At 68.7% G+C, this 15,951-nt stretch carries 13 protein-coding genes and 1 tRNA gene; 3 read left to right on the plus strand and 11 right to left on the minus strand.

Features of this window, described 5'->3' with window-relative positions; genetic code table 11:
• Positions 1 to 21: 21 nt before the first annotated feature.
• Complete coding sequence (locus tag D514_RS33660; RefSeq protein ID WP_144053054.1) at positions 22 to 3,057, plus strand: LamG domain-containing protein; 3,036 nt, start codon at positions 22 to 24, stop codon at positions 3,055 to 3,057.
• 143 nt (positions 3,058 to 3,200) lie between these two features.
• Here D514_RS33660 and D514_RS33665 read toward each other — a convergent pair.
• From D514_RS33665 to D514_RS33700, 8 genes are all read right to left on the minus strand, one after another.
• Positions 3,201 to 3,275 (minus strand) — tRNA-Gln (locus D514_RS33665).
• Positions 3,276 to 3,376: 101 nt separating this feature from the next.
• Entirely contained in the window at positions 3,377 to 4,882 is a 1,506-nt protein-coding gene (gene gltX / locus D514_RS33670; protein WP_017830793.1) for a glutamate--tRNA ligase, read from the minus strand.
• Between the two features lie 53 nt (positions 4,883 to 4,935).
• Entirely contained in the window at positions 4,936 to 5,625 is a 690-nt protein-coding gene (locus D514_RS33675) for a class I SAM-dependent methyltransferase (protein ID WP_236610973.1), read from the minus strand.
• Positions 5,626 to 5,696: 71 nt separating this feature from the next.
• Complete coding sequence (locus D514_RS33680) at positions 5,697 to 6,956, minus strand: MFS transporter (protein WP_017830795.1); 1,260 nt, start codon at positions 6,954 to 6,956, stop codon at positions 5,697 to 5,699.
• The gene (locus tag D514_RS33685) at positions 6,953 to 7,729 is read right to left on the minus strand and encodes a fumarylacetoacetate hydrolase family protein (RefSeq protein WP_017830796.1); all 777 of its coding nucleotides are present in this window, start codon (positions 7,727 to 7,729) and stop codon (positions 6,953 to 6,955) included. The genes D514_RS33680 and D514_RS33685 overlap by 4 nt, the downstream gene beginning before the upstream one ends.
• A 124-nt stretch (positions 7,730 to 7,853) precedes the next feature.
• Complete coding sequence (locus D514_RS33690) at positions 7,854 to 8,954, minus strand: branched-chain amino acid aminotransferase (protein WP_031206201.1); 1,101 nt, start codon at positions 8,952 to 8,954, stop codon at positions 7,854 to 7,856.
• 60 nt (positions 8,955 to 9,014) lie between these two features.
• Entirely contained in the window at positions 9,015 to 10,058 is a 1,044-nt protein-coding gene (locus D514_RS33695) for a 3-isopropylmalate dehydrogenase (RefSeq protein ID WP_017830798.1), read from the minus strand.
• A gap of 80 nt (positions 10,059 to 10,138) precedes the next feature.
• Positions 10,139 to 11,674 carry an MFS transporter gene (locus D514_RS33700; protein ID WP_017830799.1) on the minus strand — a complete coding sequence of 512 codons (1,536 nt, stop codon included), beginning with the start codon at positions 11,672 to 11,674 and terminating at the stop codon, positions 10,139 to 10,141.
• 95 nt (positions 11,675 to 11,769) lie between these two features.
• Here D514_RS33700 and D514_RS33705 point away from each other — a divergent pair, with 95 nt between their 5' ends.
• The gene (locus tag D514_RS33705; protein ID WP_017830800.1) at positions 11,770 to 12,312 is read left to right on the plus strand and encodes a TetR/AcrR family transcriptional regulator; all 543 of its coding nucleotides are present in this window, start codon (positions 11,770 to 11,772) and stop codon (positions 12,310 to 12,312) included.
• Positions 12,313 to 12,375: 63 nt separating this feature from the next.
• Here the strand turns inward: D514_RS33705 and serA are convergent, their stop codons facing one another.
• The 3 genes from serA to D514_RS33720 all read right to left on the minus strand — a co-directional run bounded on the left by serA (position 12,376) and on the right by D514_RS33720 (position 14,900).
• Complete coding sequence (gene serA / locus D514_RS33710; protein WP_017830801.1) at positions 12,376 to 13,980, minus strand: phosphoglycerate dehydrogenase; 1,605 nt, start codon at positions 13,978 to 13,980, stop codon at positions 12,376 to 12,378.
• A gap of 123 nt (positions 13,981 to 14,103) precedes the next feature.
• Positions 14,104 to 14,439, minus strand: coding sequence for a hypothetical protein (locus tag D514_RS33715; protein ID WP_017830802.1), 336 nt, complete (start codon positions 14,437 to 14,439; stop codon positions 14,104 to 14,106).
• Positions 14,436 to 14,900 (minus strand): hypothetical protein, encoded by a 465-nt coding sequence (locus tag D514_RS33720; RefSeq protein ID WP_031206203.1) that lies wholly within the window; start codon positions 14,898 to 14,900, stop codon positions 14,436 to 14,438. Before D514_RS33720 ends, D514_RS33715 begins: the two co-directional genes overlap by 4 nt.
• 84 nt (positions 14,901 to 14,984) lie before the next feature.
• Here D514_RS33720 and D514_RS33725 point away from each other — a divergent pair, with 84 nt between their 5' ends.
• The gene (locus tag D514_RS33725) at positions 14,985 to 15,938 is read left to right on the plus strand and encodes a hypothetical protein (RefSeq protein WP_017830804.1); all 954 of its coding nucleotides are present in this window, start codon (positions 14,985 to 14,987) and stop codon (positions 15,936 to 15,938) included.
• Positions 15,939 to 15,951 lie beyond the last annotated feature (13 nt).

Here is a 15,951-nt window from a genome sequence, read left to right on the forward strand (position 1 = left end):
AACACCCCGTGAGGAAGCTCCATGCCTACCCCTGATGATCCGATGACGACGCGCCCCCGCCCCGAACCGGCACGGCGCCGTGCTCTGGGCGGAGGGGTGATCGCCGCCGCTGCAGCGCTCACCCTGCTCCTGCCCGCCCTGCCGGCCGCGGCGATCGCACCGCTGGCCGACCCCGCCTCCCTTCCTGCCTCAGAGCCGATGACGCCGCAGCGCATCGAGGCCGCGAACGACGCCTACAACGATGCGGAGGCGACGCTCGAGTTCATCACGATGTCCGACACCGAGCTCGGCGGCTCCGCCACGGCCGACAAGACATCGGAACAGGTCGCCTACGAGGGGGCGAAGCCGCACTTCCAGGCGCTGCGCTCCTGGGCAGAGGCGAAGGGGTTCGAACCCCGCGTCGTCGTCGACAACGGCGACGTCGTCGGCGCGAACGATCCCGAGTACTCCGCTCACCTCGCCGGCGACAGCGAGAAGGTCGCCGGCTGGTACCGCGCGGTCGAACGCGTCATGCGCGAGACGTTCCCTGAGTCGCAGGTGCTTCTGACACAGGGCAACCACGACATCGCCGATCTGATGGGCACGACGTTCGAGGCCGCACGCTCGAACGCGCCCGCCGGTGCGCCGGAGTGGTTCTACCCGAACGCCGACACCGGCTACGTGAGCAACTTCCACACGACGATCGAGGGCATCGACTTCATCGGCCTCGACTACAACGGCACGAGCACGTTCGGATACAGCGGGCAGCGCTCCGGCTACCAGGCCTACCTCCGCAGCACGCTCCAGGAGATCGCGGCGAAGCCCGACTACGACCCGGCCTCGCCGATCTTCGTGTCGATCCACAGCGGGTACGCCGGCACCTCGCTCGGTGGCCCCTTCCATGCCGACTACGACATGGCCGGCCCCGATCTGCAGCGCATCCTCGCGGACTACCCGCAGGTGATGCTGGGTTCCGCGCACACCCACTTCTCGTCGAACCCGGAGACGAGCATCTTCCAGAAGGACTTCACCGTCTACGAGAACGCGTCGATGAACTACATCTACCAAGACGTTCCCGCTGACTTCATCGGCGGTGGCTACTTCGGCGGCAACCAGGGTGATGCCGCCGCCGGGGTCCCGCAGAAGAGCGCGAACTTCGTGTCCGTGCTCACCGACGGACGCACGGTCATCCGCCGCTTCGATGTCACCCATCAACGGTGGATCGGCATGCCCTGGGTCATCGACACCACCGAGGGCAAGAGCGGCTTCACGTACACCGCTGATCAGCGCAGCAGGGTCGCACCGTGGTGGGGTGCCGCTGCCGTGACCGCGCGCGACATCGCAGAGGAGTCCCTCACGCTGAGCTTCGACCAGGCGAAGGACGACGAGCTCGTGAATTACTACGAGGTCGAGATCCGCGACCAGGCCGGCAACCGCGTACCGTTCACCGCGAATCAGGTGCCCGACTTCGGAAGCAACGCCCCGAAGTCCGTCGCCGGATCGTTCAAGGCGTACTCGCGGTTCTACATGACCCCGAACACGATGGGCTTCGACATCCGTGGCCTGAAGGCGGCGAAGAACTACACCGTCACGGTCACCGCCTACGATGACTTCCAGAACGCGTCCGAACCGCTGACCGGCATCGTGCGCACGGCAGGCGAGCTCGTCTTCCCCGACTTCCCGGAGGCGCCCTCTCCTGCGCCTGACGGTGAGTTCCTGCACCTCGCCTTCGAGGGCGATCTCGGAGACACCGGCACACATGCGGGCACGGCTCCCGCCGCGAAGCCGGTCGGATCGGTCTCCTATATCGACACCGATCGCCCCGGCGCCTCGGGAACGGCGGTGCGCATCGGCGGCGGCGCGAGCAACTTCATCGACCTCGGGTCCCGCCCCGAGTTCGATCTCGGCACGGACAAGGACCTCACCATCGGCTTCTGGACGAAGGTCACAGGAGTCAGCGGTTACGGCGCGATCATCAGCAACAAGAACTGGGCGAACTGGTACCGCTCCGGCATCAACCTCGCGCCGGAGGGAACCGACACCGGCAAGCTCGAGTTCACGCTCGGCGACGGCACGAACGGCGTATACGCGACCGGAGATGTCGGCGACTACCGGGGTTCCTGGCACCACATGACCGTGACCGTGGATCGCACGCGCAACGTGGCTAGCACTTACCTGGACGGCGTGCTGGCCAAGGAGATGAGCATCGCGGGCATCGGCAGCATGACCAGTGGTCTGAACATGCTCGTAGGCGTCGACGGGAGCAAGAGCTACGGCATCGGTCTCGACATGGACGACCTACGGATGTGGGACACGGCGTTGACCGGAACCGAGGTCGCCGCCCTGTTCGCGGCGGACGACTCCACCGCCGAGAACGCCGCGCTCTCCCAGGCCGTGGAGTACGCCACCGAGCTGATGAACGCGAACGAGGTCGAGGCCGCCAACGGCCGGGTCTTCGATCAGCCCCTCGGCGAGGCGCTCGCCACGGCGACCTCGAACAGTGCCGCTCTGCTCGCAGGGGAAGCAGCCCCGCTCGACCGAGGTGCCGCAGCGGCACCGACGAAGGAGCAGCTTCGTACGAGCTTCGACGCGCTGAAGGCTGCCGTCGACGCGGTGGAGGCTCAGACCGTGCGCTTCAGCTATCGCACCGAGGTGCGCGGGGGCGCCGTCTCGCCCGCAGAGGGCGTCGCCGATCGTGGGGGCCAGGTGCGGCTGACTCTCACCCCGGCGGCCGGTTTCCGGATCGCGGGTTCCACGGTCACGGCCAGCGGCGTCGACAGCTTCGCCATCGAGGGGTCGGACCTGGTGCTGACCGGCGTCCAGAGCAGAGTGCTCGCCGCGGTGGAGTTCGCCGCGGTCGACGCGGGAACACCTGGAGAGGGCGGCGACGGAGGCACCGGGAACGGAAGCCCCGGCGACGGGCACGGCGCCGACACGAAGCCCGAAGCCGACAGCTCTTCCGACCCCCTGGCGACGACCGGCGCAGACGGCACGATCGGCTGGGTCTGGACGGGCCTTGCCCTCACTCTGCTGGCCGCGGGCACGTGGCTGTTCCACCTGCGCCGCCGCTCGGCCTGACGCGCCATCACGAAAGCCCTCTGCATCCTGTGCTGACACGGGATGCAGAGGGCTTTCGTCGTCGCGGTGGACACGCAGCCGAATGGCCCTGGCGAAACCGGACCGGAAACGACGAAACCCCCGCCTGAGCGGGGGTTTTCGACTGGCTGGGGTACCTGGACTCGAACCAAGAATAACGGAACCAGAAACCGTCGTGTTGCCAATTACACCATACCCCAAGGGCGAAACCGGAGCCTCGCACCGAGAATCAAGCCTACCCGAGCGACGGCGGAACACCAAAACCGGTGGGCCGTGATCCGCCGCCCGGGCGCGTCGCGCCTCAGCTGGCGAGGAACGCCGACAGGGAGCGCAGACGACGAAGCGACTCCTCCTTGCCCAGCAGCTCCATCGACTCGAACAGCGGCGGGGAGATCCGGCGGCCCGTGATGGCCACGCGCGGCGGGCCGTAGGCGATGCGCGGCTTGAGCTCGAGCTTCTCGACCAGCTCAGCGGCCAGGGCCTCCTGGATCTTCTCCGGCGTGAACTCCTCCAGCGGCTCGAGCGCGACGACGCAGGCATCGAGCACCTCGGCGGCGTTCGCCGGCAGCCCCTTGAGCGCGTCCTCGGCGTACGAGACCTCATCGGTGAACAGGAAGCCCACCATGCCGGGGACCTCGCCCAACAGCTGCACGCGCTCCTGCACGAGAGGTGCGACACGGAACGCCGTCACCAGCTGCTCGTGCGTGGGCTCGTCGAACAGACCGGCCGCGGCGAGGTAAGGGATCGTGCGCTCGGCGAAGTCCTTCTCCCCCAGCATCCGGATGTGGTCGCCGTTGATCGATTCGGCCTTCTTCTGATCGAAGCGGGCCGGGTTCGGGTTGACGTTGACGATGTCGAACGCGGCCGTGAACTCGTCGAGCGAGAACACGTCGCGGTCGGGACCGATCGACCAGCCGAGCAGCGCGAGGTAGTTGAGCAGCCCCTCGGGGATGAAGCCGCGGTCCCGGTGCAGGAACAGGTCGGCCTGCGGGTCGCGCTTGGAGAGCTTCTTGTTGCCGGTCTCTCCCAACACCAGGGGCATGTGCGCGAAGCGCGGCACGAACGTCGTGACGCCCGCGTCGATGAGCGCGGCGTACAGAGAGAGCTGGCGTGCGGTCGAGGGCATGAGGTCCTCGCCACGCAGCACGTGGGTGATGCCCATGAGGGCGTCGTCGACCGGGTTCACGAAGGTGTACAGCGGCACGCCGTTCGGACGCACGACCACGAAGTCGGGGAACGAGCCGGCGGGGAAGGTGACCTCGCCGCGGATCAGGTCGACGTAGGTGACGTCCTCGTCCGGCACCCGCAGGCGCAGCGCAGGCTGGCGACCCTCGGCGCGGAACGCCTCCTTCTGCTCCTCGGTGAGATCGCGGTCGTAGTTGTCGTAGCCGAGCTGCTTGGCCCGGCCTGCGGCCTCGTTGCGCGCGTCGATCTCCTCGGCCGTGGAGTAGCTCTCGTAGAGGGCGCCCGTGGCGATGAGCTTGTCGATCACCTCGCGATAGATGTCATGACGCTCGGACTGCCGGTACGGAGCGTGCGGTCCGCCGACCTCGACGCCCTCATCCCAGTCGATCTTGAGCCAGGTGAGAGCATCGACCAGCTGGCGGAAGCTCTCCTCGCTGTCACGGGCGGCGTCGGTGTCCTCGATGCGAAACACCATCTTCCCGCCGTTGTGACGGGCGTAGGCCCAGTTGTAGAGAGCCGTGCGGACCATGCCGACGTGCGGCAGTCCGGTCGGCGAGGGGCAGAAGCGGACGCGGACGTCGGCACCACTGACAGTCGTGGTGAGGGGGTGAGGGGTAGCCATAGCCCTTCGATTCTACGGGGACCGCCGTCGCATCGCGGGTGGGCGGAGGGCCCTCAGGAAAATAGGCTCACGGCCACGGCCGCACGGTGCTCGAGCGGGAGCGCGCCGTGCACAGCGCGCTCATCCACGACGCGCTCGAACGCCGCACGGAATCGCCGACGATCATCGGCGTCGAGCCGGGCGTAGAGAGCACCAGCCCCGGCGACGCCCCCTTCGACCGAATACCAGAGCACATCCGGGTCCGCGTTCCAGGTCCAGCCGTGCTCGGTGACGACCACGCGCTCCAGACCCGCATCCCGCAGCATCCGCGCGAAGCCGTCGGCGGTCCGCTCGAAATCCTCTTCGGCCGTGAGCTTCGCACCGGCGAACGGGGCCACACACGCGCGCTCGGTGACCTCTGCCCAGAACCAGGAGGGCGAGAGTGTCCAGGTCGTCGCGACCACGGCGCCACGGCTCACGCGCCGCAGCTCGGCGGCTGACCTGCGCGGAGAGGCGACATGGTTCAGGACGAAGTTCGCGACCACCACATCGACGGCGCCGTCGGCGAACGGCAGATCCGGCAGCCCCGCATCGATCGTGTCGACCTGCGGTCGTTCGCGGCGCGACACCCCACGCATCGACTCCTCCGGCTCGCACGCCTGGACGCTCCATCCCGCTTCGGCCCAAGCGGCAGCGAGTCTGCCGTCGCCCGCGCCGACATCGAGCAGGCTGCGCCCTCTCGGGGCGCCGAGTGCGCGTTGCATCGCTGAGAAGGTCCCTGCGCAGAGTGCGGCGTAGGAAGCGGAATATGCCTCGCCGACGCCGACCCAGTCCTTCATCGGACGCCGGAGCGGGCGAGCGGGGAGAGCGCCACGATCGCGACCACCAGGACGAAGGCCGCGATGCCGAGTCCCGAGTACTGGAAGTTCGACAGCACCACACCTGCGAGCACAGACCCGGCGGCAGCCGAGAGGCTCATCAGCGAATCGCTGCGCCCCTGCCTGCGGGTGCGCAGCTCGGGCGCCGAAGCCTCGGTGAGCAGTGCGGCGCCGGCGACCGTCGCCGCGCTCCACCCCAACCCCAGCAGGATGAGGGCCACCATCACGCCCCACGCCTCCGTACCCGTGAACACGGCGAACGCGAGAGCTCCGGCGAGCAGTACCTGTCCGAGCAGAACGACCTTGAGCCTGCCCCACCGGTCGGCCAGCACACCGAAGACCGGGGACAGGGCGTACATGCCACCGACGTGCAGGGCGATCGTGATCCCCACGAGCGCCGAGACATCTGCCGGACTCGCGGCCATGCCCCCGGCGCCGTGGGCCATGTGCGACAGGTGCACCGGAGTCATGGCCATGACCGAGGCCATGACCACATGAGAGCCGGCGATCGCGAAGATCGCATAGCGGGCGACCCGCGGTCGATCCACCGCCACCGCTCCGGTGGCCGCGGTCGATGCCTTCGCGAGCCGCTGAGCCGCCAGAAGCGGATCAGGACGCAGCGCGACGATGTAGAGCAGCAGCGCCGCGCACTGCGCGACGAAGGAGAACAGATACGAGCCCGTCTGCGGTGGCATCCCGATGGCCTGCCCGACGATCTCGCCAGGGCCCAGCAGCAGGGGGCCGGCGACACCGCCGATGGTCGTCGACCAGACGACGATCGACAGGTCGCGGCCTCGGTGCTGCGGGGCGGCGAGATCGGTCGCCGCGAATCGCGACTGGAGGTTTCCCGCATTGCCGGCACCGATCATCAGGATCCCGGCGAGCAGCAGGGGGAAGATCCGCAGGGCAGCGGCGAGGATCACCACCGCGATGCCGACCAGCGCGAACAGGTTGCCGAGCGTGAGCGCGCGACGGCGTCCGACGCGCGCGGCGAGGCGGGCGAGCGGGATGGCGCATGCCGCCGCTCCCAGGGTCACGGAGGCCGTCGCCAAACCGGAGAGCGCGTCGTTCCCCGAGATGTCGGCAGCGAGAAGCGCGCCGAGCGAGACCGTGGCCCCGAAGGCGATGCCGCCGAGCACCTGCCCGAACGACAGCACCAGCACGGTGCGCCGCTGGACCGCCGTCTGCTGCGCCGCCGTCAGGGCGACATCGGTCATGACGCGGGAACGGCGTCGCGCGCGGTGTTGCGCAGAATGCCCAATCCCGAGATCTCGACCTCGACGACGTCACCGGCCGCGAACGTGCCGACACCGGCCGGGGTGCCGGTCATGATGACATCGCCGGGGAGCAGGGTGAACACGGCAGAGGCGTATTCGATGATCGCCGGTACCGAGTGGATCATGTCGGTGAGCGGGGCGTGCTGGCGCACCTCGCCGTTGACCCGCGTCTCGATCGTCGCGTTCGCCGGGTCGAAGTCGGTCTCGATCACCGGTCCCAGCGGGCAGAACGTGTCGAAGCCCTTCGCGCGCGACCACTGACCATCCTTGCGCTGGAGGTCGCGAGCGGTCACGTCGTTGCCGATCGTGTAGCCGAGCACGTAGTCGAGCGCATTCTCGGCCTTGACGTTCTTCGCGATCTTGCCGATCACGACGACCAGTTCGCCCTCGTACTCGGTGCGCTCGGAGAGGGTCGGCCGCACGATCGCGTCTCCGGGGCCGATCACCGCGGTGTTCGGCTTGAGGAACAGCAGGGGCTCCTCGGGAGCCTCTCCCCCCATCTCCGCCGCGTGATCGTGATAGTTCTTGCCGACGCAGACCACCTTCGACCGCGGGATCACCGGGGCGAGCAGGGCGGCATCCGCGAGCGGCACCCGAGCGCCGGTGGTCTCGTACCCCGTGAACATCGGGTCGCCGGCGAGCACCACGAGCTCGCGCTCGTCGATGATCCCGTACATGATGGCTTCGTCGTGGCTGAACCGGGCGATCTTCATGGGATCCAGCCTACCGAGCGCGCCCAGCGGTCGCCGAGACCCACGGCACGTGACGAGACCCACCCTCCCGGACGGAACGCAGCGTGGGTCTCGGCGGGGAGCGTGGGTCTCGGCAACGGGAAACTCAGGCGTCGAGGCGCAGCAGCCAGCCGTGCTTGTCCTCACGGCGGCCGTACTGGATGTCGGTGAGCTCCTCGCGCAGCGAGAGCGCGAGCTCGCCCAGCGGCTGCGGCTCGTCGAACCCGTCGCCCACGAGAGCGCCGATCGGGGTGACGACGGCGGCCGTGCCGCAGGCGAACACCTCCACGATGTCGCCCGACGCGACGCCCTCGCGCCACTCGTCGATCGAGATCGGCCGCTTCTCCACCGTGTAGCCGCGGTCTTCCGCCAGCTGCAGCAGCGAGTCGCGGGTGATGCCCTCGAGGATGCTGTCGGACTCGGGGGTGACGACCCGCCCGTCCTTGAAGACGAAGACGACGTTCATGCCGCCGAGCTCCTCGACATTGCGCTTCTCGTTGAGGAACACGACCTGGTCGCAGCCCTTGGCGCTGGCCTCGCTCTGCGCGAGCAGGCTCGATGCGTAGTTGCCGCCGGTCTTGGCCTTGCCGGTGCCGCCCTTGCCCGCGCGGGCGTACTCCTCGGAGAGCCAGATGCGCACCGGCTTCACGCCACCGGAGAAGTAGGCGCCTGCGGGGCTGGCGATCACGTAGTACGCGACCTTCTGCGCGGCGCGGACGCCCAGGAACGCCTCCTTGGCGAACATGAACGGACGCAGGTAGAGGCTCTGGTCGGCGCCGGTAGGCACCCAGCGTCCGTCGACGGCGATGAGCTCGCGCAGCGACTGGATGAAGTACTCGGTCGGGAGCTCGGGCAGCGCGAGGCGGCGGGCGCTGGCCTGCAGGCGCGCGGCGTTGCGGTCGGGGCGGAACGTGTGGATCGAGCCGTCGGCGTGACGGTAGGCCTTGATGCCCTCGAAGATCTCCTGCGCGTAGTGCAGCACGGACGCTGCGGGGTCGAGCGGGATCGGGCCGTACGGCTGCACGCGCGGACGGTGCCAGCCGCCCTTGGCCGACCAGCAGATGTCGACCATGTGATCGGTGAAGACCACGCCGAAGCCCGGGTTCTCCAGCACCTCGGCCAGGCGTGCGGGCGACGCTGCGGTCAGGTTCTTCGTGACGGCGAACTCCAGGGGAGCCACGGTCGCCTCGGCATCGATGGTCGTCATCTCATCATCCATTCCTCGTGGGTGGGCGCATCCTCGCGCCTGTTCAGCCTACGCCTGCAGTCAGAGGCGTGCAGTGATCGCGGAGCCGATCTCCGCCGTCGTGCGAGCCGCGGTGCGGGCGGCGATGTCGGCTTCGACCGCAGCGCTCACACGTGCGGATTCCTCGGTGAGGCCGAGGTGGTCCAGCAGCAGCGCGATCGAGAGGATCGCAGCGGTCGGATCGGCCTTCTGCTGCCCCGCGATGTCGGGCGCCGAGCCGTGCACGGGCTCGAACATCGACGGGAAGGCGCCATCGGGGTTGATGTTCCCCGACGCGGCGAGACCGATGCCGCCCGTGACGGCACCGGCGAGGTCGGTGAGGATGTCGCCGAACAGGTTGTCGGTCACGATCACGTCGAAGCGCGAGGGATCGGTGACCAGGAAGATCGTTGCGGCATCGACGTGCAGGTAGTCGACGACGACGTCGGGGTGCTCGGCTGCGACTTCGTTCACGATGCGCTGCCAGATGGCCCCCGCATGCACGAGCACATTGGTCTTGTGCACGAGCGTCACCTTCTTGCGGCGGCGCTCGGCGAGGTCGAAGGCGTAGCGCACCACGCGCTCCACGCCGAAGGCGGTGTTCACCGAGGTCTCGTTCGCGACCTCCTGCGGGGTCCCCTTGCGGATCGCCCCGCCGTTGCCGACGTAAGGCCCCTCCGTGCCTTCACGCACCACGACGAAGTCGATCTCACCCGGGTCGGACAGCGGGCCCGGGGCGCCGACGAAGAGCTTGGACGGCCGCAGATTCACGTAGTGGTCGAGCGTGAAGCGCAGCTTGAGGAGCAGACCGCGCTCGATGTTGGCGTCCTTGAGACGCGGGTCGCCCGGCTTTCCACCGACCGCACCCAGCAGGATCGCGTCGTTCGCGGCGATAGCGGCGAGGTCGTCATCCGTGAGGGTCTCCCCCGTGTCGAGGAAACGGCCGGCACCGAGCGAGAAGCGGGTCTTGTCGAAGACCACTCCGCTGTCGGCGGTGACGGCGTCGAGCACCTTCTCCGCCTCGGCGATGACCTCGGGGCCGATGCCGTCTCCGGGGATGACGGCCAGCTTCACGACACGCGACATGAGACTCCTTGCGCACTGCACGGGGATGGACCGGCCACGCCCGCCGCGGGGCGAACGAGCCGGTCCTCCCAGCGTACTGGTCAGTGCGAGGGGGCTTTGCGCAGTGTGACGGCGGCGATCACGCCGGCGACGACCACGAGCCCCGCACCGATGAGCGACGTCACCATCACGCCGGAGCCGAACGCTGCGGCCGCGGCATCCCACAACGCGGTGCCGAGCTGACCGGGCAGCTCCTGAGCGGCGGTGTAGGCACCGGCGAGCGTCTCGCTCGCCGCATGCGCGACGTCGGCCGGCAGCCCCTCCGGAAGCACGAGCGCCCCGCGGTAGAAGGCGGTGATGATGCCGCCGAGGACGGCCGTGCCCAGCACGGCGCCCAGTTCGTACGCGGTCTCGGATACGGCACTCGCCGCCCCCGCCTTGGCTGCGGGAGCACTCGACAGGATCAGCTCGTTGGAGATCGTCTCCGCCGCGCCGATGCCGATGCCGAGAACCACGAACGCCACCACGAGCGGCAGGACACCGTGCTCGTGCGTCGTGAACGCCACGATGAGGTATCCGGCCACCGAGAACGCCAGCCCGGCGGGGATGACGATGTGCGGAGGCACCCGACGCGACACCGGCACGACCGAGAGCCCGGCGACGATCATCGCGAGCATGCCGGGGACCAGCGCGAAACCGGCCATCATCGGTGACAGCCCGAGGACGAGCTGCAGGTGCTGCGACACGAAGTAGAGGAAGCCGACGAGTGCGACGACACTGAGCAGGTTCACCAGGATCGCTCCGGAGAACGAACCGCGACGGAACAGCGCCATGTCGAGCATCGGGCTCTTCACCCGCAGCTGGCGACGGACGAACAGGTAGCCCATCCCGAAGCCGAGCAGTGCCCACGCACCGGCGGTGAGGCTGGGGCCGTCCACCGCCAGGGACTTGATCGCGTAGACCACCGGGATCATGGTCGCCATCGACAGCGCGATGCTGACCAGGTCGATCCGCCCCGGGTTCGGGTCACGGCTCTCGGGGACCAGCAGCGGCGCGGCGATGAGCAACGGGATGAGCACGGGAACGGCGATCAGGAAGACCGATCCCCAGGCGAAGTGCTCGAGGAGGACGCCGCCCACGATCGGGCCCAGCGCCGACCCGGCGGAGAACGCCGAGGCCCACACCGCGATGGCCATGCGGCGCTGGTCGCGGTTCTGGAAGATCGATCGCAGGAGGGAGAGGGTCGACGGCATCAGCATGGCGCCGAAGAAGCCCAGGAGCGCGCGGGCGGCGATGAGCAGCCCGGCGGTCGGTGCGAACGCCGCGAGGGCGGAGACCGCGGCGAAGCCGGTCGCTCCGATCAGCAGCATCCGGCGTCGACCGAAGCGGTCGCCCAGCGTGCCCATCGTGACGAGGAGTCCGGCGAGCACCAGGGGGTACACGTCGATGATCCACAGCTGCTCCGCGCCCGTGGGGGCGAGCGCGATGGAGATCTCGGGGAGCGCGAAGCTCAGCACCGTGTTGTCCACCGAGACCAGCAGCACCGGCAGCATGAGGACGACGAGCGCCGCCCAGCCGCGGGCTCCGACGCGGGGAGCATCCGTCTCTGTCGTCGGGATCGACGCAGTACGGGTCATGGAACACCTCTCAGAATCGTGATCGCACGGTTAGTGAACCGTCCGGATGGTATAGTAACAGAATTCCCTTCCTTCCCCTGTGCAGAGGATCCACGATGCCCCGACCTCCCCTCGCCCGCGAGAAGGTGCTCGACGCCTTCGAAGCGATTCTCATCGAAGAGGGAGAGCGTGCCGCCACTCTCGAGGCCACCGCAAAGGCGGCCGGCGTCTCGAAGGGCGGATTGCTCTACCACTTCGGCTCGAAGGATGAGCTCGAGGCCGGGCTCGTCGAGCGGCTGGACCGCCTCACGACCCTCGACCTCGAGCGCATGACCGCAGCCGACGAGGGCCCCGTCGCTTACTACGTGCGCACCTCGGTGATGGAGGACGACGCGCTCGATCGGGTGCTGATCGCCGCGACCCGCCTCGCCCAGGGCGGCTCGATCCCCGCGGCGGACATGCTCCGCGACACGAGGCGTCGCTGGGCGGAGACGATTCGCCCGCACGTGCGCGACAGTGCGAGCCTCGATCTCGTGATGCTCGTCAGCGACGGGCTCTACTTCAACAACTCGCTCGATGTGCACGGACCGGAGCGACTGGTCCCTCGCAGCGATGAACTCGCCGAGCTGATCGCACTGGTGCTGAAGGCGACGGCCTGAACCCGTCGAAACGCGAAGGAGGGCGGGGGCATCGCGCTCCCGCCCTCCTTCGTCTGTCGCCGATCAGACCTCGGTGATCTCGATCTGGCGGAAGAGGTCGGCGTCGATCGCGGCGCTCACGTCTTCGAGCAGCTCCTCCGACACCGGCGAGTCGAGCGTCAGCACGCTGAGCGCCTGCGCGCCGGCCGCCTGACGGGCGATCTGCATGCCCGCGATGTTGATGCCGGCTTCGCCGAACTTCTGCCCGTAGACGGCCACGATGCCCGGGCGGTCGGTGTAGAGCATCACGACATGGTTCTTCTCGATCGGCAGCTCGAGGGTGTGGTCGTTGATGCCGACCAGCTTCTCGGTCTGCTTCGGACCGGTCAGCGTTCCGGAGACCGCGAGCTGCGAGCCGTCGGAGAGCGCACCGCTCAGAGTGATCACGTTGCGGTACTCGTCGCTCACATCGTCCTTGAGCAGGCGCACCGCGATGCCGCGCTGCTCGGCGAGCAGCGGAGCGTTCACGTACGAGACGGTCTCGCTGACGATGTTCGTGAAGACGCCCTTGAGCGCCGCGAGCTTCAGCACGCTCACGTCGTAGTCGTTCAGCTCACCGTGCACCTCGACGTCGAGGCTGGTGAGCGGCGAGGTCGCGAGCGCTGCGAAGATCTGTCCGAGCTTCTCCACGAGCGAGATGCCGGGGCGCACGTAGGGATCGATCACACCGCCGGCGACGTTCACCGCGTCCGGCACCAGATCGCCGCCGAGCGCGAGGCGCACGGACTTCGCGACCGAGACGCCCGCCTTCTCCTGCGCCTCTTCCGTGCTGGCTCCGAGGTGCGGGGTGACGACGACGTTGGGAAGATCCAGGAGCGGGCGGGCGGTGCCCCCCTCGGCCGGAGGCTCGGAGGTGAAGACGTCGAGGCCGGCGCCCGCGATCTCGCCCGCGACGAGAGCCGCGTGCAGCGCCTCCTCGTCGATGAGCCCACCGCGCGCCACGTTGACCACGAAGGCGGTCGGCTTCATGGCCTTGAACTGCTCGGCACCGATCATGCCCGTCGTCTCGGGCGTCTTGGGCATGTGGATGGTCAGGAAGTCCGACTCGGCCACGAGCTCGTCGAGCGAGAGCAGCTGCACGCCCAGCTGCTGGGCACGTGCCGAGGTGACGTAGGGGTCGTAGGCGACGACGCGCATGTCGAACGCCGCGAGTCGGGCGGCGACGAGGGCACCGATGCGGCCGAGGCCGACGATGCCGACGGTCTTCTCGAACAGTTCGGCGCCGGTGAACGAGCTGCGCTTCCACGCGCCGGCGGACAGCGAGGCGTGCGCGGCCGGAATACGGCGAGCGAGGCTGAGGATGTGGCCGACCGTGAGCTCGGCGGCCGAGACGATGTTCGAGGTCGGCGCGTTCACCACCATGACACCGGCGGCGGTGGCGGCCTTGATGTCGACGTTGTCGAGGCCCACGCCGGCGCGGGCGACGACCTTCAGCTTCGGCGCGTGAGTCAGCGCCTCCTCGTCGATGCGGGTCGCCGAGCGGACCAGCACGGCATCGGCGTCCGCGAGCGCCGCGAACAGAGCTTCCCGGTCGGTGCCGTCGACGTCGCGGACGTCGAAATCGGGACCGAGAGCGTCGATCGTGGCGGGAGAGAGTACTTCGGCGATAAGCACGACAGGCTTCGGCACAGTGGATCCTTCGGGGCAGCGCGGCAGGGGCCGATGCGCCGCACACCATGGGGGCGCGATCGCGTCAACTCTACCGGAGCGGGCGCGGGCCTCCGTGCCGTGTGACGCGGCAGGACAGGCGGCTCAGGCGCTGGGCATGGTGAGGCTCAGCGCGATGAGACTCATCCAGAACACCGCGACCACACCGAGTCCTGCGAGGAAGACGAGCGCGAGCTCGCCCACTCGCCGCCGCCGACCGATCACATACGCGAAGGCGAACACGATGGCAGGGAAGGCGACACCGAACAACAGGGTCGCCCACCCGCCGCCGGTCAGTCCGGTCTGCGCCATCGTGATCAGATGCGCCACGGCATTCCAGACGGCGTAGGCGTAGAAGAGTCCCGCCAGGCCGATGACGAGCCCGACGAGCCAGCGCGGAGAACCCGTAGACACCTGCGCTTCGGTCGACGACGTGGTCATGATCCGATCACCCCCACGGTGACGAAGGGCCAGGGAACGAGCAACACGACTCCCGCGAGCAGCACGGCGACGCGGATCCACGCCGCCCTCCCCCGCGTGAGCACCCAGCTCGCCAGGAACCACAGAGCGGGCGCGGCGATCGCGAGGACGAACCACGGCAGGAACATCACGTCGGAGACGAGGAACGACGCCAGGGGCTGAAGTCGCAGCCCGCCGACGATCCAGCCGATCGTGTAGAGGAGGTACACCCCGCCGACCACTCCGACCAGGAGCAGCATCGGCGTGCTCAAGCCGACCGGCTCGTCGACAGGCGCAGGCGTCACGGTGCCGTCGTCCTCGATCGTTCCCACGTCGTCGCTGCCCTTGCCGACGGCGTTCCAGCCGTGCGGGAGAGCGCGCTCCTTCGGCGTCGGGGCCTCGTCGCCGTCCCAGTTGAGGGCGTCGTCGGAATCGGAAGTCATGTCCCCAGCGTAGGACACCAGGTCCACTAGGATCGGGGTTGCCTTGAGCCGGAACGGCGGGCACCGGAGGGGAAAGGGAACACCGTGGCTGCGAGCGAGAACGCCCAGAGCGACAACACCGACACCGGCGTCGCACGGTCCGCGAAGAGCGCAGCCGCAGAGCCGCCCGCCGGCTGGGTCCCCACTCCCGAAGCCAAGGCCAGGGCCACGCGTTTCCGTTGGATCGCCGGCATCCTCTGGGCGATCGCGATCGTCGGCGAGGGCGTCGGCATCTTCTGGCTCCTGCGTCAGCGCGTGTTCGTCGGCGAAGACGGCGAACTCCTCCGCAACCCCGACACCGGCCTGCTGGAGGAGCGGGGCGTCACCGCGACGTTCCCGCAGTGGGCGTTCATCGCCCTCCTCGTGCTGCTCGTCGTGATCGCAGCCCTGTCGATCACCGGCTCGGTGCTGTGGAAGAAGGCGAACCGCCTCGACCCCGCGCGCAAGGCGGACAAGACGCGATTCTTCGTGCAGAACCAGCTCGGCGCGATCATCGCGGTCGTCGCGTTCCTCCCTCTGGTCATCCTGATCTTCCTCAACAAGGACATGGACAAGGGCCAGAAGACCACCGCCGGAATCGTCGGCGTGGTCCTCGCGGCGCTGGCCGTCTTCATCGGCGTCGACTTCACGCCGCCCTCCGTCGAGCAGTACACCGCCGACCAGTCCGCCGTGATCCAGCTCCTGGGCAAGGACGAGGTCGTCTGGGTCGACGGCGGCAAGGTCTATCACGTCTGCGATGAGGTCTCGGCCATCCAGACCGGGAGCGAGATCCGCACCGGAACGACCGCGCAGGCCGTCGAGGCCGGGAAGATCCGCCTGACCCTGCAGTTCGCTTCCGAGCTGCGCGCGTGCGATCTTCCGGTGCCGGAGAACGACGAGGCGATCGCAGAGGCCCTGCGCGCGATCCAGGCCGGCCAGGTCGACACGGTGCTCCCCGCCCCGGTGTGGGCTGACCCCGACGAGGCGCCCATCGTGGTCGAGGAGGCACCGGCCGAGTGACGAGGGCTCGACG

Source organism: Microbacterium sp. UCD-TDU (assembly GCF_000340625.1).
Classification (GTDB): Bacteria; Actinomycetota; Actinomycetes; order Actinomycetales; family Microbacteriaceae; genus Microbacterium; species Microbacterium maritypicum.

Bases quoted from the DNA above. Each gene is read 5' to 3' on its own strand.
- D514_RS33660 (WP_144053054.1), top strand. From the start codon at position 22: ATGCCTACCCCTGATGATCCGATGACGACGCGCCCCCGCCCCGAACCG.
- gltX (WP_017830793.1), bottom strand. From the start codon at position 4,882: ATGGCTACCCCTCACCCCCTCACCACGACTGTCAGTGGTGCCGACGTC.
- D514_RS33675 (WP_236610973.1), bottom strand. From the start codon at position 5,625: ATGCAACGCGCACTCGGCGCCCCGAGAGGGCGCAGCCTGCTCGATGTC.
- D514_RS33680 (WP_017830795.1), bottom strand. From the start codon at position 6,956: ATGACCGATGTCGCCCTGACGGCGGCGCAGCAGACGGCGGTCCAGCGG.
- D514_RS33685 (WP_017830796.1), bottom strand. From the start codon at position 7,729: ATGAAGATCGCCCGGTTCAGCCACGACGAAGCCATCATGTACGGGATC.
- D514_RS33690 (WP_031206201.1), bottom strand. From the start codon at position 8,954: ATGACGACCATCGATGCCGAGGCGACCGTGGCTCCCCTGGAGTTCGCC.
- D514_RS33695 (WP_017830798.1), bottom strand. From the start codon at position 10,058: ATGTCGCGTGTCGTGAAGCTGGCCGTCATCCCCGGAGACGGCATCGGC.
- D514_RS33700 (WP_017830799.1), bottom strand. From the start codon at position 11,674: ATGACCCGTACTGCGTCGATCCCGACGACAGAGACGGATGCTCCCCGC.
- D514_RS33705 (WP_017830800.1), top strand. From the start codon at position 11,770: ATGCCCCGACCTCCCCTCGCCCGCGAGAAGGTGCTCGACGCCTTCGAA.
- D514_RS33715 (WP_017830802.1), bottom strand. From the start codon at position 14,439: ATGACCACGTCGTCGACCGAAGCGCAGGTGTCTACGGGTTCTCCGCGC.
- D514_RS33720 (WP_031206203.1), bottom strand. From the start codon at position 14,900: ATGACTTCCGATTCCGACGACGCCCTCAACTGGGACGGCGACGAGGCC.